Source organism: Halomonas sp. JB37, from assembly GCF_002332255.1.
GTDB lineage: Bacteria > Pseudomonadota > Gammaproteobacteria > Pseudomonadales > Halomonadaceae > Vreelandella > Vreelandella casei.
The window spans coordinates 1973786-1994552 of sequence record NZ_NRGW01000001.1 but is presented as its reverse complement, the minus strand read 5'-3'; the positions used below and the strand labels follow the sequence as shown (position 1 = coordinate 1994552).

The following is a 20767-nucleotide window of genomic DNA, read 5'->3' as shown; positions in this document are numbered from 1 at the left end:
CCGGGGGCTTCAATGCTCAATGCTAAGAAAATGCGTGACCCAGCCATCTGGCAAACTGATCTCGACACACTCATGGCTCGCGTTAGCGATCACTATTTAGTGGATGAAAGCGCCTACGTCAGCGAACTGATCAAGGTGCTGGATACGGGCCACGATGACTTTGCCCGCATTGAAGCCAACACGGCGGCGCTGGTTCAAGATGTCCGGAAGATGGATACAGCCGTCGACACCATTGATGAGCTACTGCAGCAATACAGCCTGGACACTCACGAAGGGCTAATGCTGATGTGTCTAGCGGAAGCCATGCTGCGGATCCCCGACAAGGCGACGGCGGATGCATTGATTGAAGACAAGCTGGGCCCTGCCGACTGGCAAGCCCACGTGGGCAAAAGCGATTCTTGGATGGTCAATGCCTCTACCTGGGGCTTATTGATGACCGGCCGTGTTCTCAAAATGGATCATCCTAAAGAGGGCCAGCCCGCCAGCTTCATCAATCGCATGGTTAATCGCATGGGCGAGCCGGTTATTCGCCGCGCAATGTACGAAGCGATGAAAATTATGGGTAAACAGTTCGTGCTGGGCCGGGATATCAATGAAGCCCTTAAGCGCTCAAAACCGCTGTTCAATAAAGGCTATACCTATTCTTACGACATGCTGGGCGAAGCTGCGCGCACACGCGATGATGCCAAACGCTATTTGGATGATTACGCTCGTGCAATCGAACAAGTCGGCAAAACCTGTAAATCCTTAGGTGATAAAACGCCGGCACCCTCGGTGTCTATTAAGCTTTCGGCGCTACATCCGCGCTATGAATTTGGCCGCCGTGAGCAGGTGCTCATCGAGCTCGTCGACACCGTTATCCAACTGGTTAGCAGAGCCCGTGAGCTAGAAGTGGCGGTCACTATCGACGCCGAAGAAGTGGATCGCCTAGAGCTTTCAATGGAAGTTTTCCGCGCGGTTTATGAAAGTGAAGCGGTCAAAGGCTGGGGGCACTTCGGCCTGGTGGTTCAGGCGTACTCCAAACGTGCGCTGCCGGTATTGCACTATATCAACCGGCTAGCCGAGCAACAGGGTGATGAAATTCCGCTGCGCCTAGTCAAAGGCGCTTACTGGGATACCGAAATTAAAGAGTCCCAGCAGCTGGGGGTCGACGGCTACCCGGTATTCACCCGTAAAGCAGGCACCGATGTAGCGTACCTCGCCTGCGCTCAGTTCCTGCTTTCTAACGATACCCGCGGGCGTATTTTCCCGCAGTTCGCGACTCACAACGCTCACACTGTGACGACTATTTTAGAGTTCGCCAACGACGACAGCCGCCCGTTTGAGTTTCAACGCCTGCACGGAATGGGCGAAGCCCTCTACGATGCCGCTCTGGAACGGGCGCCTGAAGGCACCTACTGCCGTATTTACGCCCCGGTAGGCGCACATAAAGATCTGCTGCCTTACTTGGTGCGCCGCCTACTTGAGAACGGCGCTAACTCGTCGTTTGTCCATCAACTAGTGGACCCTGATGTTCCGGTTGAGTGGCTGTGCCAGCATCCTATCGAAACGCTGCGTCAGCAAAAAAGTTTGATCAACATGAATATTCCGCTGCCTAAAGATATTTACGGCCCCAAGCGGCTCAACTCTCGTGGTGTGAATCTCAACATCCGCAGTCACTACTACCCGCTGATGGAACAGATGGCTACGTTTATGGACAAGCAGTATCCGGCTAAGCCGCTGCTCGCCTTTGATGTTGCCGATGATGCAACCCTTACCCATAGCGTTACCAGCCCTTTTGATCGCCGACAAACGGTGGGCAGTATACAGTGGACTAGCAAAGAGCAGGCCACCCAGGCCCTTGACGCTGCCTGGGCAGCATTCCCCCGCTGGGATGCAACGCCCGTGGCTGAGCGCGCGGCCATTGTGCGGCGCCTCGGCGATTTGATGGAAGAGCATATGCCGGAGTTAATGACTCTGTGCTCTCGGGAAGGCGGTAAGCTGCTTACCGACGGCGTCGATGAGATCAAAGAAGCCGTCGATTTCTGTCGCTTTTATGCTATGCGCGCTGAAGAAGATTTCGGCGAAGCCACCGTACTACCTGGCCCCACCGGTGAATCCAATCGTCTAATCATCGGCGGCAAAGGCGTATTCGCAGCTATCAGTCCCTGGAACTTCCCCGTCGCGATCTTCTGCGGTCAGGTGGTGGCGGCCGCAGTATCGGGTAATACCGTCCTAGCCAAACCGGCGGAACAAACCTCGATTATCGCGCATCGTGTCATTGAACTGCTTTACGAAGCCGGCATGCCCCGCGACGTTGTGCAGCTTTTACCCGGCGATGGCCCCACCGTAGGCAGCGTGTTGACCTCCGACCCACGGATTACTGGCGTGGTATTTACCGGCGGCACCGACACTGCTCACATTATCAACCGCGCCCTTGCGGCACGTGAAAATGCCCCGTTGGCGACGCTGATTGCTGAAACTGGCGGCATGAATGCGATGATTGTCGACTCCACCGCCCTGCCTGAGCAGGTTGTGGTTGATGTGGTGCAATCCGCGTTTCAAAGTGCCGGGCAGCGCTGCTCCGCGTTGCGCGTGCTCTATCTTCAGGATGACGTCGCTGACCGAGTGATTGAAATCCTTAAAGGTGCAATGAACGAGCTGCGCATTGGCGATCCTCGTGACTTGGGTACCGATGTCGGCCCCGTTATCGATGAAGATGCGCGTAAAAGTTTGCTGGAACATATCGAAAAGCTAAAGGCTGAAAATCGCCTGGTGGCGGAAACGCCGATGGCTGCCGAGCATACTCAAGAAGGTACTTTCGTCGCGCCGGTAGCGTTCACTATCGATAGCATTGATGCACTTACTCGTGAGCAGTTCGGGCCGGTGCTACATATTGTGCGTTACAAAGCCAGCGAGATTGATAAAGTCATTAACGATATCAATGGCCGCAACTATGGCTTAACGTTTGGTGTACATAGTCGAAACGAGTCTTTTGCCGCTGAAATAGCGCAGAAAATGCGCGTCGGTAATGTTTATATTAATCGTAATATCATCGGTGCCGTCGTGGGTGTTCAGCCATTTGGTGGCCAAGGGCTATCGGGCACAGGCCCCAAAGCCGGTGGGCCCCACTACCTGCAGCGCTTTGTGACCGAGAAAACGATTACCAATAATACTGCAGCTTTAGGAGGGAACGCGTCGCTATTGGCGCTTGGTGATGAGTAAACAGCTCATACAATACTAATAACCTGTCGGAGCTATATCCGGCCTCAGAACTAAGAATAGGGAGACGTTTTATGGCTATTGGAGTTTGGATCAGCCTTTCCGCTTACTTTGCGCTTATGATCGGCATTGGGCTTTATGCTATGCGCACATCCACGTCCACGTCTGAAGATTATATTCTGGGCGGCCGAACACTTAGCCCCCAGGTGGCGGCGTTGTCGGCCGGCGCTTCCGACATGAGCGGCTGGCTGCTGCTGGGCTTGCCCGGCGCAATGTTCGTATCCGGACTGGGCTCGGCCTGGATCGGTATCGGCCTGTTCGTGGGTGCCTTCTTCAACTGGGTTTTGGTTGCACCTCGTCTGCGTGAACAGACTGTTCACTACGGTAATGCAATCACCATTCCAGCCTTCCTGGCAAATCGATTCCCAACGCGGGCGCTGTCGTTAAGAACGGTTTCCGCTGTCGTTATCGTCGTTTTCTTCGCGGTTTATACTGCGTCAGGCCTAGTCGCCGGCGGTAAACTGTTCGAAAGCGCGTTTTCCGGCATTGTCAGCATTGGCAGCCTAAGCGATTACACTGTTGGCATCATTATCACACTAGGCGTGGTACTGGCTTATACCGTCGTCGGCGGGTTCTTGGCCGTAAGCCTGACAGACTTCGTACAGGGCTGCATCATGATGCTGGCACTGGTAATCATGCCAGCCGTTGTCCTCTTTGGTGAAGGCGGCGGCGGCTTCAGCCAAGCGTCACAGACACTGAACGAGGTCGACCCAACCCTGCTGTCTTGGACCGAAGGACTGACCTTCATCGGCTGGCTGTCTGCGGTAACATGGGGCCTGGGATATTTCGGGCAGCCGCATATTATCGTGCGCTTCATGGCGATTCGAACGCTGAAAGATGTACCGACTGCTCGAAACATTGGCATGAGCTGGATGGCCATCTCGCTGATCGGCGCCGTTTCTCTAGGTATCTTCGGCCGCGCCTATGCAATTCGCAATGGCATGGACGTCCAGGATCCGGAGACGATCTTTATCATTCTGGCGAACCTGCTGTTCCATCCGCTGGTAACCGGCTTTCTCTATGCAGCGCTGCTTGCCGCTATCATGAGCACCATCTCTAGCCAGCTTCTGGTGGCGTCGTCATCACTCACCGAAGACTTCTACCGTCTGTTTTTGAATAAGCAGGCAACGGAGAAACAAACGGTTGGCGTAGGCCGTATTAGTGTCGTTCTAGTGGGTTTGGTAGCGGCCGTTATTGCGTCTGACCCGGACTCACAAGTGCTAGGATTAGTGAGCAATGCTTGGGCAGGATTTGGCGCAGCATTTGGCCCGCTGATTATTCTCTCGCTGATGTGGTCGCGCACCAATGGCGCCGGTGCTATTGCGGGGATGATAGTCGGTGCTCTTACCGTGATGATCTGGATTTCGCTGGGCTGGAGTGGGGAGTTCATGGGTGGCCCCGGCGTTTACGAGATTATCCCTGGTTTCATCGCCTCCTTCATTGCCATTTTGGTAGTTAGCAGCGTGACTGCCGATGCCGGTGAATACCAGCATATCGAACGTTAATTCAGTATGAGTGCAGTCAATTGATGATGCTTGTGTAGTCCACAAAGCCTGCCTTTCGGCAGGCTTTGTGCGTTTCAAGGTCTAGCCAGCCAAAATCAGCTGTCAGTCACTATCTGGTCAACCGTTTCTACTGCCCGAACAACCAGCACTAAATGATGGGCAGGCACTTTCTCCTGCAGCAAATAGGCCGCCACCGCTGGTGCCACTTCGCATTTAGCCGGCATAGCAGCACCTGTTTCAATTAACGTATTCAAGCGCGCAACAAACACGAACCGTATCCATTGAGGAAGCGACATTGTATCGATGCAAAAAGGCTGCTGGCTGGCCAGCGCGTCAGCATCCGGTGTTGGCATACGCCATAAGTCAGCGGCTTTCATCGATGCTTCAAGTTCAAGAAGCGCTGTTTGTAGCGTCTGGTAAGTGCTCATAAATACCTTGGTTAGGTGGTAAAAGTGTGTATCTAGCAATTATCCCAACTCAAACGCTTGCTTACCACAGGTCATCGCTTTTGGGCATGGCTCATAGACCCACAGAAAACGTGCACGAGCCTGTGGATAAACTATGGAAAGGTGTCGCATCCTCAACGCTCATGCACCTTTCACCTTGTTGTTTAATTTTTAACCGCCCTGTCATTAACGCTATGCTTTATTACCCACTACCTTTTATTACCCGCTACGGCTGACAGTGTTACATCAGCAAGGTAGAGTGCGGTCTTGCAAAGCGGAAGGATGTCATGCAACCAATTAAAACGCTTGATGAGTTTTTTACCCGTAGCGGTGCGGAGGTCTCCCTCTATCATATGGGCCGCCGTGTTATTCCCTGCCCACGGGAATCACTCGCCGTATTTGAGCGGGGCGAAATAGCGTGGGCGGAACCTTGGCAAGGACAGGCGCGAGTGGCCATTGTATTTCGCCTGGGCGATATGCCTGAGCCTGCGATTTGGTTTTTAGCCCTGCCGCTGGATGAGCAAGGCCTGCTGGCACCCGCTCAGCGCGATGCATTTTTAAATCGACTGCTGGAGACATTAGGTCGTAATGTATCGCAAGTAGGTCGTGAAGAAACTGCAGACGTGGATCATTTAATGAAGGATAATCCCCTCGCCTTCACGCCTAACATCACCTTTCAAGCAATGCTTAATGCGCGCGCCACGAGCGATATGGGGCTATCTGCAAGCCAACATTTCGAACCCGTTGAGGCTTATTTTAGCGGTCAACAAATGATTGACTGGCAGTCATTGGGACTGCAGGGAATCGCTGATTATATTGTTCGTATGCAAGCACATGAGAGCGCATCGCTAGCACAACTATTTGAGTCACTGCCTACCGCCGTTATTCACACCCTGTGCTACTGTTTAGAGCATAGGGCATTTCCAGACACGTTAGTTTCTGCGTTACACAGACGCGGTGAAACAGCCGCCCAAATGGGTGATATAGAAACACTGTGTGCCTGTTTGCGTGCCGTGGGCACGGCTAGTGCGCCTGAAGCTGGCAATTGGTACTCGAGCATATTGAGCGATATCGCCGCCTGTGGACCGGATGTGCTGGCAGCAATCGCTGGCCGTGGCTGGCAGCATCTTGAAGACGCCCAGCGCCTGCCACTTTTTCTGCAGCGCCTAGCGGAAGACGAACGTACTGACTTTGCGGCGGTAGTGCGAGACATTGCACTAATACCGCGGCTGCGTTTGCCCGTCATGATGGCGTTGCGAGATGCGCCAGCGAGCTCTGCTATTCAACGTCGCTTAGCCATCATGACGCCACACAGGAACGCTTGATTTGATGCAGTCTGTTATATTTTCAAGGAGTGAGCCGTGAAGGAATTACCCTATCAGGCTAAGGCGGTCATTGGTCGCCGTGAAATGGTGACGCTGCCGGAACTAGGCCTTCATCTATGCTGCAAAGCAGATACAGGGGCACGCACGTCCGCCCTGCATGCAGAAGAAATTGAGACTCATGAAGATGAGCATGGCCAGCTGTGGGTCAGCTTTATAACCCATAGTGGCGGGCCAACAACGCCTGCTCACCGCTATCAGTTACATCTGCACGATAGACGCCGGATCACCAGTTCCAACGGTCATAGCGAATGGCGCTATGTTATTCGCACGCCTATGCAAATGGGCGATTTGAATTTCCCCGTTGAACTAACCCTGACTGACCGCAGCAATATGCGCCACCCCATGCTGCTAGGACGCCGCGCCATGCGCCGCCTGTTAGTTGCACCTGGCGCCGCGTTTTTGCACGGTGAGCCCTAAATTTTTTTAGTCGCCTTTAGCCCGGAGTTTTTACATGCATATCGCCCTGCTTTCGCGCAATCGCAATCTGTATTCGACCCGCCGTCTCATTGAAGCCGCAGAGCAGCGTGGGCATACCGCACGCGTAGTGGACACGCTACGCTGCTATATGAGCATTACCTCGCATCACCCTTCTATTCACTATAAAGGCGAAGAGATCGAACCGTTTGATGCGGTGATACCTCGCATCGGTTCATCGGTGACCTTTTACGGCTGCGCGGTGCTACGCCAGTTTGAAATGATGGGCACTTACGTTATTAACGATAACGTCTCGATTACTCGCTCGCGCGATAAGCTGCGCTCACTTCAGCTGTTGTCGCGTAAAGGGCTGGGCTTGCCAATTACTGGCTTTGCGCACTCACCTGATGACATTCCTGACTTAATCACCATGGTGAAAGGCGCGCCGCTGGTGATTAAATTGCTCGAAGGCACCCAGGGCATTGGCGTGGTACTCGCTGAAACCAACCAAGCCGCTGAATCGGTCATTCAAGCTTTCATGGGCATGAAAGCTAATATCATGGTGCAGGAGTACATCAAGGAAGCACGCGGCGCAGACATTCGCTGCTTCGTGATCGGCGATAAAGTCGTAGCGACCATGAAACGCCAAGCGGCGGAAGGCGAGTTTCGTTCTAATCTGCACCGCGGCGGCACCGCCAGCGTCATTCGGATTACCCCGGAAGAACGCTCGACCGCTATCCGCGCCGCAAAAGCCATGGGGCTGCGAGTGGCGGGCGTTGACTTACTGCGTTCAAACCACGGCCCGGTGATTATGGAAGTTAACTCTTCGCCCGGATTGCAGGGTATTGAGAACGCTACCGGCAAAGATATTGCGGGAATGATCATTGAGCATATTGAAAAAAATGCAGTTCCAGCACGTAAAGCCCCCCCAAAGCCTAAAGGCTAAGGTGGAAATTCAAAAATAATCCGTTTTGGGGTGGCAAATCATCGCTGCCACCCCCACAATCGGCGTCACCGAAGGAGGTAGACGCTCATGTTTCTCGATAATCGCCAAGTGGCGATGGACAGCGTATTGGAAGCGCTGGCCGATAGCATTGATTATTTCCAAGATAATATCGAACGCCTGCGCCCATCACTGCGCGATGCTTTAAAGCCGCACTATACTGCGCGGCTAAAGCAAATGCGCAAACTGCAGGATCTTGCCCGTGCGCATTTAAAAATGCTGCCGCGTGATGCGGACGTTGAACGCGATGATTTTCTGTGGCTCTGGAGCCGCCTGAAGAGCTTTGTTGGCAACGATAGTCAGGTATTGATCAATGAGCTATTAGAGCAAGAGCGAGTATTGATGCAGGCGCTCTCCTCACTCTTTACCCATCCGCTACCTGACCCAATCGAACCCGTGGTTGATGAGGCCATGCAAGGATGTCGTAAACTGATTCGCGAGTTGTATGCGCTGCAAAAGCGGAAAACGCACCGCTAAGGTTTGGGACTAGGGCTAATTAAGCGCTTGTCTAGCGAGGGCGCGATGAGGTCTATTAGCGTCCTCTTTGGCAATCTAATGGGCTCCGGCGATCCCAGAAAATACGGCTGCCTGTTCCAAATATAAAGATCTCCTAGGGTGGCCACACGCGCCGCCCACTCACGCACCTTCAAACCCCACTCAACCCCTGCCGTTGGATCATCGGCCACACACCCAGCCACATCCATCCCAAGTGCACGACCAATAAACACGGCCCTCGGTAGATGCCAGCTTTGGGTAATCAACAACGCTTCATCTAACTGAAACACATCTCGCGCACGCGCCAGCGTGTCATAGGTACTAAAGCCTGCAAAATCCATGGTAAGCCGTTCGGCCGCGACGCCGCGCCGATGAAGATCGCGCCACATTGCTCGCGGCTCATTATAGGCCTTGGTGCGATTATCACCTGACAACAGCAGGTGCTCAACCTGAGACTGTTCAATTAACGCGGCAGCGGTGCGCATGCGCGCATGAAAATGAGGGTTACGCACGCCGCTGCGCGTCCAGTGAGACGTACCAAACACAATGCCCACTTTGTCGGCACGGCACTGCAAGGGCTGCTGCTCAATATAAGCGGCGGTGGTGGCGACTACCCATAAATTACCGGCTATAAACAGCAACGCCGCCAGCAGCAAAAGTGCTCCTAGCGACATTAATAAGCGCTTAATCCCTTTCAAAACCGCGTTATACATCCAGCGCCCCAGCCGAAATTAAAACATGCCGAGTTCAAGCTTGGCCTCGTCACTCATCATGTCACGGCTCCAAGGAGGGCTGAAGACAATCTCAGTGTGCACTTTGCTAATCTGCGGTGCGCCAAGAATTTTATTTCTCGCGTCTGCCGCAATCACATCCCCCATACCACAGCCGGGAGCAGTCAACGTCATGCGGATAGTGGCAATGCGTTCGCCACTGATTAGCCGATCAATACGGCATCCATAAACCAGCCCTAAATCAACGATATTAACGGGAATTTCGGGGTCGAAACAGGTGCGCAGCTGATCCCACACAAATTGCTCGATCTCTTCCTCAGACGCTGTTTCTGGCAGCGTCGGGCGCGGCAATGCCTCAAGACCTAAGGCGTCTAAATTGCGCCCTTCGACCAGATAGAGACGCCCCTCAAAACCGACGCTCACCGAGCTGCCTTTCGCTTGCATTACGCTCACAATGCTATCTTCGGCCAGCGTTTCCGTTTTACCAAACGGTATGGCAATAGCATCCACATCACGCTGTAGCGGTAGCTGTTGGCCTCGTTCGAGACTCGCGACTTGCTCAAGATCCATAACTATCCTTAAAGAACTGGCCTTAACGCACCATACCAATGACACGGTTGAGTGCTTCAATAAAGTGATCCACTTCTTCGAGCGTATTATACGCAGCAAATGATGCACGACAGGTAGCGTCAACGCCAAAATGGGCGAGCAACGGCTGCGCACAGTGATGCCCCGTACGAATAGCGACACCCAGCTGGTCAATCAGCAGGCCAATATCTTGGGAGTGTGCGCCGTCGACTACAAACGAAAGCACGCCGGCTTTTTGAGGCGCAGTGCCTAAAATACGCAGCCCATCGATACAGCTAACTGCTTGCGTAGCGTGATCGAGAAGTCGCCCTTCCCACGCGCCAATGGCCGTGATGCCAACGCTCTCAACCCACTCCAGCGCCTTGCCAAGGGCGATGACTTCAGCAATAGCCGGCGTACCCGCTTCAAATTTATGCGGAATAGCGGCAAAGGTGGTACCCGCATCAAACGAGACGGATTGAATCATCTCACCACCGCCCTGCCAAGGAGGCATGGCTTCCAGGAGCGCCTGCTTACCGTACAATACGCCTACGCCAGTTGGCCCATAGACTTTGTGGCCCGAAAACGCATAGAAATCGGCATCGATCGCCTGCACATCGACGACTTGATGAGGCGCTGCCTGGGCACCGTCAATTAAAATGAGCGCGCCATACTGATGCGCTAATGCGGCCATTTCCTGCACGGGATTAATGGTCCCAAACGCATTAGACACGTGATTGACCGCAACAAGCTGGGTGCGCTCACTGAGCAGTGCGCGGTAGGCTGCCATATCCAGCGCGCCATTGGCTTCAACGGGAATGACCTTAATGGTAAAACCAATCTCAGCGGCCAACAGCTGCCAGGGCACAATATTAGAATGATGCTCCAACATTGAGATCAGCACTTCATCGCCAGAGGCAAGGTGCTGACGCCCCCAGCTTTGAACGACTAAATTGATCGCCTCGGTCGTGCCGCGAGTAAAGATAACCTGACGCGCATCTTCCGCGTTAAGAAACTCCTTTACCCGGTGACGAGTGCCTTCAAACGCCGCCGTCGCCTCATCGGCCAGGGTATGCAGCCCGCGGTGAATATTGGCGTTATAGCGTGAGTAGTAATCGCTAAATACGTCAATCACCGACTGAGGCGTCTGACTCGTCGCCGCGTTATCCAGGTAGATCAGCGGCTTGCCATGCACCTCACGCGCCAGGATCGGGAAATCCTGACGCAGTCGCATAACATCAAACGGCGCTTTCACACGCGTAGGCTCAGTAACGGTATGTGGCATCAATCACTCCTGGTATAGCCCTTGAGAGCGGGTGGTTAAGCGAGTGGTTGAGCTAGTCGTTAAGTGCGACGGCTGCTTCAACAAGCCCAGCAAGGTTGAAGCGCTCTGGTAGCTTACCGGCAACGGCTAGCTCAACGCGCTCTGCAATCGCATCCAAGGTAACTTTGTCCAGCACTTCACCAGCAAACGCGAGTGTTAGCAGTCCACGGGCCGTTGCTTCATCAATACCACGCGTGCGCAGTGCGTAAATAGCATCTTCATCCAACTGGCCCGTGGTGGTGCCGTGAGAGCACTTAACGTCGTCGGCGTAGATCTCCAGCTCAGGCTTGGCATCAACATGAGCACGATCAGATAACAGCAGGTTTTTATTGCTCTGAAAGCCTTCAATTTTTTGGCTATCGCGCTTCACATACACTTTGCCGTTAAATACGCCGTGGGCGCGGTCGTCCAAAATACCCTTGTAGTTCTCATTAGAGAACGTGAGCGGCGCATTATGGTTAACCTTGGTGTGGTTATCGACGTGCTGACGGCCCTGCCCAAAGAACAAACCATAGAAATTGGTTTCTGCCCCTTCACCATTCAGATCACTGATGAGGTCGTTACGCACCAGCGCACCGCCTAGGCTCAGGTTGTAAGAGGTATAGCGCGTATCGCGCGCCTGCTCGACGTGAATACTCGCCACATGCAGGTCGCCCAGCGGCGCTTCTTGCAGCTTGTAATGCGCCAGTATCGCGCCCCGATCAAGCATGAGCTCGGCCACCACGTTCGTGAAGTTAGCCGCGTCACTTTCACCTGCATAGTGCTCAATCAACGTCGCTTCGCTACGGCCACCGGCTGTAACCAGCACACGAGGATGGCTCATCATAGGCTTACCTGCACGGGACAGGAACTGCAGAAGAATCGGCTTCTCAACGATCGTTCCGGGCGCAATACGTACCACGGCGCCCTCTTCCATAAACGCTGTGTTCAGCGCAGCAAAGGGTGAAAAATCTACGCCGGTGAGACGGCCAAGCGGGCCACCTACCGCTTCGTGATTTTCCTCTAGCGCCCTAGAAAGCGGCAGCACTTGAACGCTTGAGGGCAGTGATTCAACATCCGACAGCGCTGATGAAAAAACACCATCGACGAAGGTCAAGCGGTAAGCATCAATCGGCAGTGTCAGCGCAGCGGCAGCAGCCTGGGAGAACTCGGCATTATCGGCAAGCGCAAAGCTGCCCTGTGCAATTGAGCGTACATCCGTATACTTCCACTCCTCGTCACGGCGAGTAGGAAAGCCGAGCGCTTCAAAGCGCGCAGCACCGGCCTGGCGACGAGCAGCAATCCACGTCGGCTCCGCCTTATAGCGAGAGCTACGCGCCTTCAGCGTATCTAAAAAGTTTTGCGTATCGCTCATGCCACAGACTCCTCGATACCTTCATAGCCGTTGCTCTCAAGCTGCTTGGCCAGCTCAGCGTCGCCGGTTTTCACGATACGACCATCGACCAAAACGTGAACTTTGTCTGGCACGATGTAATCCAGCAGGCGCTGATAATGCGTGACCAGCAAAATGGCGCGATCAGCAGCACGCAGGCTATTGACGCCGTCGGCGACAACCTTCATCGCATCGATATCCAGTCCTGAATCTATTTCATCCAGCATGGCAAGTTTGGGCTGAAGCACCAGCATTTGCAGGATCTCGTTGCGCTTTTTCTCGCCGCCCGAAAAGCCTTCGTTAACGGCGCGCTGCAGGAAACTTGCATCCATTTTCATAAAGCCTAGCTTCTCTTTCACCAGCTTCATGAATTCAGGTGCCGGCATTTCACCTTCACCGCGCGCGACGCGCTGGGCATTCAGGGCAGACTTCAGCAGGTAGATATTTTTAACCCCTGGAATCTCAACCGGATATTGGAAACCCAGCAGCAAGCCGGCTTGGGCACGCTCCTCAATTTCCATTTCCAGCACATCTTTGCCTTCAAAGGTAATCGTACCCTGGGTAACTTCGTAGCCGTCTTTACCGGCGATGACTGCCGACAGTGTCGATTTACCCGCGCCGTTCGGCCCCATGATAGCGTGCACTTCACCCGCATTGATGGTCAGGGTAAGGCCTTTAAGAATTTCTTTGTCTTCGACGGTGACGTGTAAATCTTTCACTTGCAACATGTTGATTACCTTTTGATTCTGGCGAGCCGCCGCGGCGACACTGATAAATTAAATAGGATGAACAGCGAACTGCTTAGCCAACCGCGCCTTCCAGGGTCACGTTGAGCAGCGCTTCGGCTTCTACAGCGAACTCCATGGGCAGCTCTTGGAAAACGTCTTTACAGAAACCATTGACGATCATGCTCACCGCATCTTCTTCTGAAATACCGCGGCTCTTGCAGTAGAACAGCTGATCTTCGCCAATTTTCGATGTGGTCGCTTCGTGCTCAATGGTCGCCGTGCTGTTGCCAATTTCCTGGTAAGGAAAAGTGTGTGCTCCGCACTTATCACCGATCAGCAAGGAATCACACTGGGTAAAGTTGCGCGCGCCTTTGGCACGCGGCCCAATTTTAACCAGTCCACGATAGGATTGATTGCTCTTACCCGCCGAAATGCCTTTAGAGACGATATAAGAACGACTGCCTTCGCCAATGTGAACCATCTTGGTGCCGGTATCCGCCTGCTGGCGACCGTTAGTCACCGCCACGGAGTAAAACTCGCCGATACTGTCTTTACCGCGAAGCATGCAGGAAGGATATTTCCAGGTAATCGCTGAGCCGGTCTCGACCTGTGTCCAGCTAATCCGTGAACGATCGCCACGGCAATCGCCGCGCTTAGTGACAAAGTTATAAATACCGCCTACGCCATTTTCATCGCCGGGATACCAGTTCTGCACGGTGGAATATTTGATATAAGCATCATCCAGCGCAACAAGCTCTACGACTGCCGCGTGAAGCTGGTTTTCATCGCGCATCGGCGCGGTGCAACCTTCTAAATACGATACTTGAGCGCGGCTTTCACAAATAATCAGGGTGCGCTCAAACTGGCCGGTGTTGGCCGCGTTAATACGGAAGTAGGTAGACAGCTCCATCGGGCAGGTGACGCCTTCAGGAACAAACACAAAGGAGCCATCGGTAAACACCGCGGAGTTCAGCGCCGCAAAATAGTTGTCCGCCACGGGAACGACCGTACCCAAGTATTGCTTGATCAGCTCTGGATAGTCGCGGATAGCCTCTGAAATCGAGCAGAAAATAACGCCTGCTTCGCCAAGCTCTTTCTTAAACGTTGTGGTGACAGAAACGGAGTCAAACACCGCGTCTACCGCAACACCAGCAAGGGCCGCGCGCTCATGCAGCGGAATACCCAGCTTTTCATAGGTTTCGAGCAGTTTAGGATCTACTTCATCCAAACTTTGCGGGCCATCTTCAGGCCGTTTTGGCGCACTGAAATAGGAGATCGACTGGTAATCAATCGGCGGATAATCAAGATGTGCCCAGGAAGGAGCTTTCATCTTCAACCACTGGCGATAGGCATCAAGACGCCACTCCAGCATCCATTCCGGCTCACCCTTTTTATTCGAAATAAAGGCGATGGTATTTTCATCAAGGCCAGGTGGCAGGGTGTCGCTCTCAATATCCGTTACAAAACCATCTTTGTATTCGCGACGAACCAACTGTTCCATTTCTTCGCTTGCCATGGTGATACCCTCCGGGCAGTTGGGTGGCGAGTTCGGCTCGCCGTCAAAATGAGTAAGGCCTGTTTTACGTCGCTAGGAAGCCGACGCTGTCGACAGGCTGATCGTTTGAATAGGCAGTTGCACCGGCAGTTTTATCGGCGCTGTATCCGCCAGGTGCGCGAGCGTTACGCTTTCTAGCAACGTTCGCATTGCCAGTGAAACTCGCTGCCAGTTGTCTGCCACACCGCAGGTAGCCACAAGTTCGCAATCGCCTTCTGCCTGACTGCATTCGGTCATGGCGACAGGGCCTTCAATGGCCGCAATAATGTCAGCAGCGCTAATCTGCGACGCCGGTCGCGCTAGGCGATAGCCGCCTTGCGATCCTCGCTGGGAAACAAGCAAGCCAGCGCGCACCAGCATTTTGAGCGTTTTGCTCACAGTCGGGTGTGGCAACTGCACAGCATCCGCTAACTCTGCCGCTGCATGCGATGCCTGAGAGTGACGGGCAATTTGCGCCATCACCACAGCGGCATAGTCTGTCAGCCGAGAAAGCTTGAGCATGTCACTCCCCTTCATATACATAAAACGCAGTCGATCAAATGAACGCCACGTCAATTGAGGACCATTTTAGTCCTGTATAAATTTGATGTGAAGCCCTTGAGCAAAATGGTTAGCAATTTGCGCGAAATATAAGCACGTTCGGCGCTGATAGCATCAAAAACAACAATCATTATCATTTAAAAAGCTATTGGTTTATTGTGCTCTCCCCCTGGAATTTGCATATAACCACCGGACAGCAATGCTGCGCATGGCTACCAGAGAGCTTGGGAATAAAAAAATAGCCCATTGAAATCAATGGACTATTTTATTAATAATACTTGGTAGCAGTGAGCTCAGGCTTTTTTGACAAACTCAGATTTCAACTTCATCGGGCCGATGCCATCAATTTTACAATCGATGTCATGATCCCCCTCTACCAGGCGGATGCTTTTGACTTTGGTGCCTACTTTAACGACCAGTGAGCTACCTTTTACCTTTAAATCCTTAATGACCGTTACGCTATCGCCATCGACCAACGGATTGCCATTCGCATCACGCACGCCGGATGCGTCATCAGCGCCCTCTTCTTCTGCTACCTTTGACCACTCGTGACCGCACTCTGGGCACACGTATTGAAGCCCGTCATCGTAGCTAAATTCAGAGGCACAGGCAGGACAGTTAGGAAGATCACTCATCAGACGACTCCATCACTCAACAAACACGAGAACGCGTACAAGCACTCGTATATAGGGGTTCAGAAAGCGATGGAGCCTACACGGGTTGCGTAAAATGTCCAGCCGCTAGCGAATCAACCGCGCTGGTAAGTACCTACCAAGCGATTCATACCCAGCAGGTGCGGCTCTATCTCATTGAGCAACTCAGCTTGGGTCAGCCCTGCTGGAAGCGACGTTTGATGGTCTAACGCTAGCACCCAGAAATAGTAGAGATGTTTGCCATGCCCTTCTGGCGGCATCGGACCACAGTAGCTGCTATTACCACGATCATTCACGCCCGAGGTGCCCACGGCCGTGTTCTCAGTTAATTCTTGAATATCGCCAGGCAAGTTATAGAGCACCCAGTGAATAAAGCCGTAGCTGCCTTCTTTAACCAAAGGAGCGTCCGGATCATGGCATATCACTGCAAACCCTTTGGTTCCTTCAGGTGCACCTTGCCAGGCTAGCGCAGGAGAAATATCTTCACCTTCACCGGAGTATCTGGAAGGAACCGCTTGGTGATTAGCAAAAGCTACGCTAGTAACCTGCATGGTTGAAAGTGCAAAGGCCATCGTTCTCTCCTGAATTATCTTAATAATGGTGGCGCGTTAACGATCAAGCTGCATCGCGTGACGTTGCCACCACTGCTGGGCGATAGCAATGTTGTCAGCGTTATACGCCGGGTCTAACACCACTCCCAGCTGAATATATTCACCACTGGTTCGGACCATAAGCTGCGGATCCTGCGTAGCGAGTTGCAGAGCATAGAGTGCCAGCGCCAGCTCATATTGGTCGGCAGTATTCAAACGAGTAAACAGCAAAGGAATCGCTGGAAGGCCTATTTCGCCCAAACGCTCGGCGGCAATATAAAAAGGCCGCCGATTATCATAGCCACCGTAGCTGGTCACAAAGCGCCTATCCGCTAAACGGCTAACGTAATAGGATGCTTCCTCTTCTGGGCTAATAAACAGAGGCGGCACCCAGTCACTTGCCATCCCGGTAACGGGCATCGCATTCATGCCCGTTACCGGGATGGGCTGCGGGGCCGTTAGCGGCGCCTCACTGTCAGGCTGAATGGGCGAAGGTGCAGGACGTTGCCCGCCGGCACAGCCTGCTAACAACAGACTCCCCCCTATCCCTACCGCCCACATCCATAGCGAACTTCGCTGCATTGCCAGGCATCCTATGCTAGTGCTTAAGTGGGCCAGCGGCCCTGTTTTTGTAGGCGGCGTTTTACCCACCTATCGTAAAGTGCGCGAACGCCCGGTTTTATTCCTGGTAGGCCAAGAACCCAGGCGACAGGCACCAATAATGAAATACGCCTCATTAGCACTCGGTAGGCATCAATACCTTCTATCAGCTCGCCCTGCGTCGTTTCAATATGCAGCGAGCGCAGCGCCATGGCAGGCTCAACGCCCTTATCTCGCAGCGCCTGCTCATTTTCGCTGACATCAAGCCAGTCGATATCATCCGCCTCGTGCCCTAGCCAGCGCTCATAGCGGCGCCGCTCTTTACGGCAAAGCGGGCACTGCGCGTCGTAAAAAATGTTGATAGATGTCTTACTAGGCATGATCAGCTCTCAGCGTTAAGACTCTCACCATGTTAAAACATTTAAGTAGTGTCTTCACTCTAGCAGCCTCGCCATAGTAAGCACTATATGCTTACGCGGCGGGCAATATCGGCAACCACAAAGCCAGGGCGACCAAGGCCGCCAGTAGTACTGGCGGCGTAATCAATAAGCCAATTTTCATGTACTGGCCCCAACCAATTTTGTATCCCTTGCCCGCTAGCACATGTAGCCATAGCAGAGTCGCGAGACTACCAATGGGGGTGAATTTTGGCCCCAGATCATTACCGATTACGTTAGCGTAGATCATTAACTCCTGAGTTCCCGCTGGCAATTTCGCCTGCTCAATAGCCAGCGCGCCCACTAGTGTCGAAGGCATATTGTTCATTACCGAGGCCACAATGGCGGAAAGGAAGCCAGTACCTAACGTGGCGATAAAGTCGCCCTGCTGCGCCAGCCATTCAAGCGCCAAAGCGCCATAATTCGTCAGCCCTGCACTACCCAGCCCGTAGACAACGAGATACATCCCAATTGAGAACAGCACTATCTGCCAAGGGGCACCGCGTAGTGCTCCCGTTACAGAAACGACGGCACCTCGGCCTACTTGCCACCAACGCCCGGCAATAGCCATCAACAGAATGGCGCCTGTTCCCGTCACAAACGCGATTGGGATCCCTAACGGGGCAGTCACAAAATAGGCAATAAGCAGTACCGCTAGCAATGGGAATGCTGCGCGAAATACGAGGGGATCTTTGATGGCCGAAACCGGCGCGTCAAGATTTTCGACACTATAGCGTACAGAAATACGGCGACCAAATACGATCCAGAGAACGATCAGCGTTGCCGCCAGCGACACTAGGTTGACCGGTACCATGACCGCAGCATAACGATCAAAGCTGATATCAAAGTAGTTGGCACTGACAATATTCACAAGATTGGAGATCACCAGCGGCAGGCTTGTGGTATCGGCGACAAACCCCGTTGCGATAATGAAAGCGAATGCCGCAGGCGGCTCAAAGTTAAGGCGTAACAAGATAGCGATCACAATGGGAGTTAGCAGTAAGGCCGCGCCATCGTTAGCGAAAAATGCTGCAATGATGGCGCCTAATATAACGACCAGCGGGAAGAGAAGATGTCCTCGCCCATTGCCCCAGCGCGCAACATGCAACGCCGCCCAGGCAAAAAATCCCGCCTCGTCTAGAAGCAGCGAAATGATGATTAATGCCACAAAGGTGAAGGTAGCATCCCAGACAATCCCCCACACTATCGCGACATCCCCCAGCTGCACGACGCCCATTAACAGCGCCACTAAAGCACCGCCCAGCGCGCTCCAACCAATACCTAAACCTTTCGGTTGCCAGATCACTAACACTAGAGTGACGACAAAAATGGCTAGCGCCAACATGAAATGACCTCGATCAGAGAGTGCTTTGTTTAGCCCGATGAGCAAGCTTTGCGCTTTCAGCGCGTATCGAACAACCATCGACACGATAGGCTGAGCGATTCATAAGTGCCTTTACTCTACGCGCATAATCCCACCGTCTTCTTTAGTCGATATTGCCACCTGGTTGGCTAATAAATCGAGTACACGCTCTGCAGGCCGACACAGCTGGGCGCCTTTGTCCGTAACGACAATCGGACGATTGATCAAGATTGGGTGCGCGATCATGGCATCTATCAGCTGATCATCGCTTAACGCTAGATCATCAAGGTTGAGCTCATCATAGAAGGGCTCCTTACGGCGCAGCAGCTCTCGAGGGGCAATCGCCATCATCAAGATCAGCTCGACTAGCCGTTCACGGCTAAGCGGGGTCTTGAGATACTCGACCACCTCGAGCGCCTCGCCTGAGGCTTCGAGCATTGCTAGCGCATTACGGGAGGTGCCGCACGCTGGGTTGTGGTAAATCGTCGCTTTCAACGCCTTTTACTCCTGGCTTTAATTTTGACAGTTTACGTTAGTTTGAAGACAGGTATATGGGCATTTTTTTGCAAAAAAAACGGCACTCAGAAGCGCCGTTTATTACTTAAATACAATCGATTACTTCAAGCGTTCAAACACTGTGGCAACGCCCTGCCCCATGCCGATACACATGGTCGCCAAGCCTAACGTCGTATCGCGCTGCTGCATGACGTTAAGTAGCGTAGTGCAGATACGCGACCCCGAGCAGCCCAGCGGATGCCCTAGCGCAATAGCGCCGCCGTTAAGATTGACCTTATCGTCTAGCGCATCTAGGAAACCTAAATCTTTCAGTACCGGGATGCCTTGAGCAGCAAATGCCTCGTTAAGCTCAACGGTCTCAATATCCGCGGACGACAGACCCGCTGTTTTAAGCGCCTTCTTCGATGCGGGCACCGGGCCATAGCCCATGATCGATGCATCACAACCAGCCACACCGGTTGATAGCACCCGTGCGATGGGCGTTAAACCAAGTGCCTGTGCACGCTCATAGCTCATGACTGCCATCGCTGAAGCCCCGACCGACAACGCCGATGAGGTGCCCGCCGTGACGGTGCCGTTACGCGGATCGAATACAGGCTTCAGGTTCGCCATAGATTCAAGGGTCGAGTCGCCACGAATAACTTCATCGCGCGTCACCATCACTTTAAAGCCGCGCTGGTCGTGGCCTTCTACGCCGATAATCTCATTATCAAAATAGCCCTTTTCCATCGCTGCCTGGGCGCGCTGATGAGAGCGCACGCCAAACTTATCCTGCTCTTCACGCGAAACGCCGTGCATTTTGCCCAGCAGTTCGGCGGTTAACCCCATCATCATGGCCGCTTTGGCCGCGTACTTACTGGCCGCCGGGTTCACGTCAACGCCGTGTGCCATGGGCACATGCTCCATGTGTTCAACGCCGCCGATGATAAAGAAATCACCCATGCCCGCTTTAATATTCGCAGCGGCAATGTGTAGGGCCGTCATTGAAGAACCACACAAACGGTTCACCGTCTGCGCGGGGACCGAGCGGGGTATGCCAGTCATAATCGCCGCGTTACGAGCGATGTTCATGGACTGCTCAAGCGTTTGGTTCACGCAGCCCCAGATCACGTCGTCTACTTCTGATGGATCTAGATTGGGGTTGCGGGTAAACAGCGCCTGCATCGCCGCTGCGGATAGATTCTCAGCGCGAACGTTGCGAAAAGCACCATGCTTGGCTTTTGCCATGGCGGTACGGACACCGTCAACCACCACAATATCTCTCGGACTCAAACTCATCTTT

21 protein-coding genes are annotated in these 20767 nt (G+C 53.3%); 6 read left to right on the top strand and 15 right to left on the bottom strand.

What is annotated here, in order from left to right; all coding sequences use genetic code 11:
- Nucleotides 1-12 precede the first annotated feature (12 nt).
- Both putA and putP read left to right on the top strand, forming a co-directional pair.
- Nucleotides 13-3204: a bifunctional proline dehydrogenase/L-glutamate gamma-semialdehyde dehydrogenase PutA gene (putA, locus tag CIK78_RS09215; protein WP_096279321.1), complete on the top strand. Its 3192-nt coding sequence runs from the start codon at nucleotides 13-15 to the stop codon at nucleotides 3202-3204.
- A 71-nt stretch (nucleotides 3205-3275) separates the two neighbouring features.
- Complete coding sequence (gene putP, locus CIK78_RS09210; RefSeq protein ID WP_096279319.1) at nucleotides 3276-4766, top strand: sodium/proline symporter PutP; 1491 nt, start codon at nucleotides 3276-3278, stop codon at nucleotides 4764-4766.
- 95 nt (nucleotides 4767-4861) lie between these two features.
- Here the strand turns inward: putP and CIK78_RS09205 are convergent, their stop codons facing one another.
- Entirely contained in the window at nucleotides 4862-5194 is a 333-nt protein-coding gene (locus tag CIK78_RS09205; protein ID WP_096279317.1) for a YqcC family protein, read from the bottom strand.
- A 305-nt stretch (nucleotides 5195-5499) separates the two neighbouring features.
- Between CIK78_RS09205 and CIK78_RS09200 the strand changes: the two genes are divergently transcribed.
- The 4 genes from CIK78_RS09200 to CIK78_RS09185 all read left to right on the top strand — a co-directional run bounded on the left by CIK78_RS09200 (nucleotide 5500) and on the right by CIK78_RS09185 (nucleotide 8491).
- Nucleotides 5500-6537 carry a DUF3549 family protein gene (locus tag CIK78_RS09200; protein ID WP_096279315.1) on the top strand — a complete coding sequence of 346 codons (1038 nt, stop codon included), beginning with the start codon at nucleotides 5500-5502 and terminating at the stop codon, nucleotides 6535-6537.
- A 36-nt stretch (nucleotides 6538-6573) separates the two neighbouring features.
- Nucleotides 6574-7014, top strand: a complete 441-nt coding sequence (locus CIK78_RS09195) for a RimK/LysX family protein (protein ID WP_096279313.1) — start codon at nucleotides 6574-6576, stop codon at nucleotides 7012-7014.
- 34 nt (nucleotides 7015-7048) lie between these two features.
- Nucleotides 7049-7957 carry a 30S ribosomal protein S6--L-glutamate ligase gene (gene rimK / locus CIK78_RS09190; protein ID WP_096279311.1) on the top strand — a complete coding sequence of 303 codons (909 nt, stop codon included), beginning with the start codon at nucleotides 7049-7051 and terminating at the stop codon, nucleotides 7955-7957.
- 87 nt (nucleotides 7958-8044) lie between these two features.
- Entirely contained in the window at nucleotides 8045-8491 is a 447-nt protein-coding gene (locus CIK78_RS09185; protein WP_096279309.1) for a hypothetical protein, read from the top strand.
- Here CIK78_RS09185 and CIK78_RS09180 read toward each other — a convergent pair.
- From CIK78_RS09180 to fadA, 14 genes are all read right to left on the bottom strand, one after another.
- Complete coding sequence (locus CIK78_RS09180; protein ID WP_096279307.1) at nucleotides 8488-9222, bottom strand: ElyC/SanA/YdcF family protein; 735 nt, start codon at nucleotides 9220-9222, stop codon at nucleotides 8488-8490. The genes CIK78_RS09185 and CIK78_RS09180 overlap by 4 nt on opposite strands.
- Before the next feature lie 18 nt (nucleotides 9223-9240).
- Nucleotides 9241-9810, bottom strand: coding sequence for a putative Fe-S cluster assembly protein SufT (gene sufT, locus CIK78_RS09175; RefSeq protein ID WP_096279305.1), 570 nt, complete (start codon nucleotides 9808-9810; stop codon nucleotides 9241-9243).
- A gap of 22 nt (nucleotides 9811-9832) precedes the next feature.
- Nucleotides 9833-11092, bottom strand: a complete 1260-nt coding sequence (locus tag CIK78_RS09170; RefSeq protein ID WP_096279303.1) for a cysteine desulfurase — start codon at nucleotides 11090-11092, stop codon at nucleotides 9833-9835.
- A gap of 52 nt (nucleotides 11093-11144) precedes the next feature.
- Nucleotides 11145-12485 (bottom strand): Fe-S cluster assembly protein SufD, encoded by a 1341-nt coding sequence (sufD, locus tag CIK78_RS09165; RefSeq protein ID WP_096279301.1) that lies wholly within the window; start codon nucleotides 12483-12485, stop codon nucleotides 11145-11147.
- Entirely contained in the window at nucleotides 12482-13231 is a 750-nt protein-coding gene (gene sufC / locus CIK78_RS09160) for a Fe-S cluster assembly ATPase SufC (RefSeq protein WP_096279299.1), read from the bottom strand. The genes sufD and sufC overlap by 4 nt, the downstream gene beginning before the upstream one ends.
- 73 nt (nucleotides 13232-13304) lie before the next feature.
- Nucleotides 13305-14747, bottom strand: coding sequence for a Fe-S cluster assembly protein SufB (sufB, locus tag CIK78_RS09155; RefSeq protein WP_096279297.1), 1443 nt, complete (start codon nucleotides 14745-14747; stop codon nucleotides 13305-13307).
- A gap of 72 nt (nucleotides 14748-14819) precedes the next feature.
- Nucleotides 14820-15287: an SUF system Fe-S cluster assembly regulator gene (locus CIK78_RS09150; RefSeq protein ID WP_096279295.1), complete on the bottom strand. Its 468-nt coding sequence runs from the start codon at nucleotides 15285-15287 to the stop codon at nucleotides 14820-14822.
- Between the two features lie 332 nt (nucleotides 15288-15619).
- Nucleotides 15620-15961, bottom strand: coding sequence for a zinc ribbon domain-containing protein YjdM (locus tag CIK78_RS09145; RefSeq protein ID WP_096279293.1), 342 nt, complete (start codon nucleotides 15959-15961; stop codon nucleotides 15620-15622).
- Nucleotides 15962-16074: 113 nt separating this feature from the next.
- Nucleotides 16075-16551 (bottom strand): YbhB/YbcL family Raf kinase inhibitor-like protein, encoded by a 477-nt coding sequence (locus tag CIK78_RS09140; RefSeq protein ID WP_096279291.1) that lies wholly within the window; start codon nucleotides 16549-16551, stop codon nucleotides 16075-16077.
- 36 nt (nucleotides 16552-16587) lie between these two features.
- Nucleotides 16588-17151, bottom strand: coding sequence for a hypothetical protein (locus CIK78_RS09135; RefSeq protein WP_096279289.1), 564 nt, complete (start codon nucleotides 17149-17151; stop codon nucleotides 16588-16590).
- Nucleotides 17152-17174: 23 nt separating this feature from the next.
- Nucleotides 17175-17549: a DUF393 domain-containing protein gene (locus CIK78_RS09130; protein WP_096279287.1), complete on the bottom strand. Its 375-nt coding sequence runs from the start codon at nucleotides 17547-17549 to the stop codon at nucleotides 17175-17177.
- A gap of 91 nt (nucleotides 17550-17640) precedes the next feature.
- Nucleotides 17641-18951, bottom strand: coding sequence for an arsenic transporter (locus tag CIK78_RS09125; protein WP_096282333.1), 1311 nt, complete (start codon nucleotides 18949-18951; stop codon nucleotides 17641-17643).
- A 111-nt stretch (nucleotides 18952-19062) separates the two neighbouring features.
- Nucleotides 19063-19464 (bottom strand): arsenate reductase (glutaredoxin), encoded by a 402-nt coding sequence (gene arsC / locus CIK78_RS09120; RefSeq protein ID WP_096279285.1) that lies wholly within the window; start codon nucleotides 19462-19464, stop codon nucleotides 19063-19065.
- Between the two features lie 120 nt (nucleotides 19465-19584).
- Entirely contained in the window at nucleotides 19585-20763 is a 1179-nt protein-coding gene (fadA, locus tag CIK78_RS09115) for an acetyl-CoA C-acyltransferase FadA (RefSeq protein WP_096279283.1), read from the bottom strand.
- Between the last annotated feature and the right edge of the window lie 4 nt (nucleotides 20764-20767).

Bases quoted from the DNA above. Each gene is read 5' to 3' on its own strand.
- putA (WP_096279321.1), top strand. From the start codon at position 13: ATGCTCAATGCTAAGAAAATGCGTGACCCAGCCATCTGGCAAACTGAT.
- putP (WP_096279319.1), top strand. From the start codon at position 3,276: ATGGCTATTGGAGTTTGGATCAGCCTTTCCGCTTACTTTGCGCTTATG.
- CIK78_RS09205 (WP_096279317.1), bottom strand. From the start codon at position 5,194: ATGAGCACTTACCAGACGCTACAAACAGCGCTTCTTGAACTTGAAGCA.
- CIK78_RS09200 (WP_096279315.1), top strand. From the start codon at position 5,500: ATGCAACCAATTAAAACGCTTGATGAGTTTTTTACCCGTAGCGGTGCG.
- rimK (WP_096279311.1), top strand. From the start codon at position 7,049: ATGCATATCGCCCTGCTTTCGCGCAATCGCAATCTGTATTCGACCCGC.
- CIK78_RS09185 (WP_096279309.1), top strand. From the start codon at position 8,045: ATGTTTCTCGATAATCGCCAAGTGGCGATGGACAGCGTATTGGAAGCG.
- CIK78_RS09180 (WP_096279307.1), bottom strand. From the start codon at position 9,222: ATGTATAACGCGGTTTTGAAAGGGATTAAGCGCTTATTAATGTCGCTA.
- sufT (WP_096279305.1), bottom strand. From the start codon at position 9,810: ATGGATCTTGAGCAAGTCGCGAGTCTCGAACGAGGCCAACAGCTACCG.
- CIK78_RS09170 (WP_096279303.1), bottom strand. From the start codon at position 11,092: ATGCCACATACCGTTACTGAGCCTACGCGTGTGAAAGCGCCGTTTGAT.
- sufD (WP_096279301.1), bottom strand. From the start codon at position 12,485: ATGAGCGATACGCAAAACTTTTTAGATACGCTGAAGGCGCGTAGCTCT.
- sufC (WP_096279299.1), bottom strand. From the start codon at position 13,231: ATGTTGCAAGTGAAAGATTTACACGTCACCGTCGAAGACAAAGAAATT.
- sufB (WP_096279297.1), bottom strand. From the start codon at position 14,747: ATGGCAAGCGAAGAAATGGAACAGTTGGTTCGTCGCGAATACAAAGAT.
- CIK78_RS09150 (WP_096279295.1), bottom strand. From the start codon at position 15,287: ATGCTCAAGCTTTCTCGGCTGACAGACTATGCCGCTGTGGTGATGGCG.
- CIK78_RS09145 (WP_096279293.1), bottom strand. From the start codon at position 15,961: ATGAGTGATCTTCCTAACTGTCCTGCCTGTGCCTCTGAATTTAGCTAC.
- CIK78_RS09140 (WP_096279291.1), bottom strand. From the start codon at position 16,551: ATGGCCTTTGCACTTTCAACCATGCAGGTTACTAGCGTAGCTTTTGCT.
- CIK78_RS09135 (WP_096279289.1), bottom strand. From the start codon at position 17,151: ATGCAGCGAAGTTCGCTATGGATGTGGGCGGTAGGGATAGGGGGGAGT.
- CIK78_RS09130 (WP_096279287.1), bottom strand. From the start codon at position 17,549: ATGCCTAGTAAGACATCTATCAACATTTTTTACGACGCGCAGTGCCCG.
- CIK78_RS09125 (WP_096282333.1), bottom strand. From the start codon at position 18,951: ATGTTGGCGCTAGCCATTTTTGTCGTCACTCTAGTGTTAGTGATCTGG.
- fadA (WP_096279283.1), bottom strand. From the start codon at position 20,763: ATGAGTTTGAGTCCGAGAGATATTGTGGTGGTTGACGGTGTCCGTACC.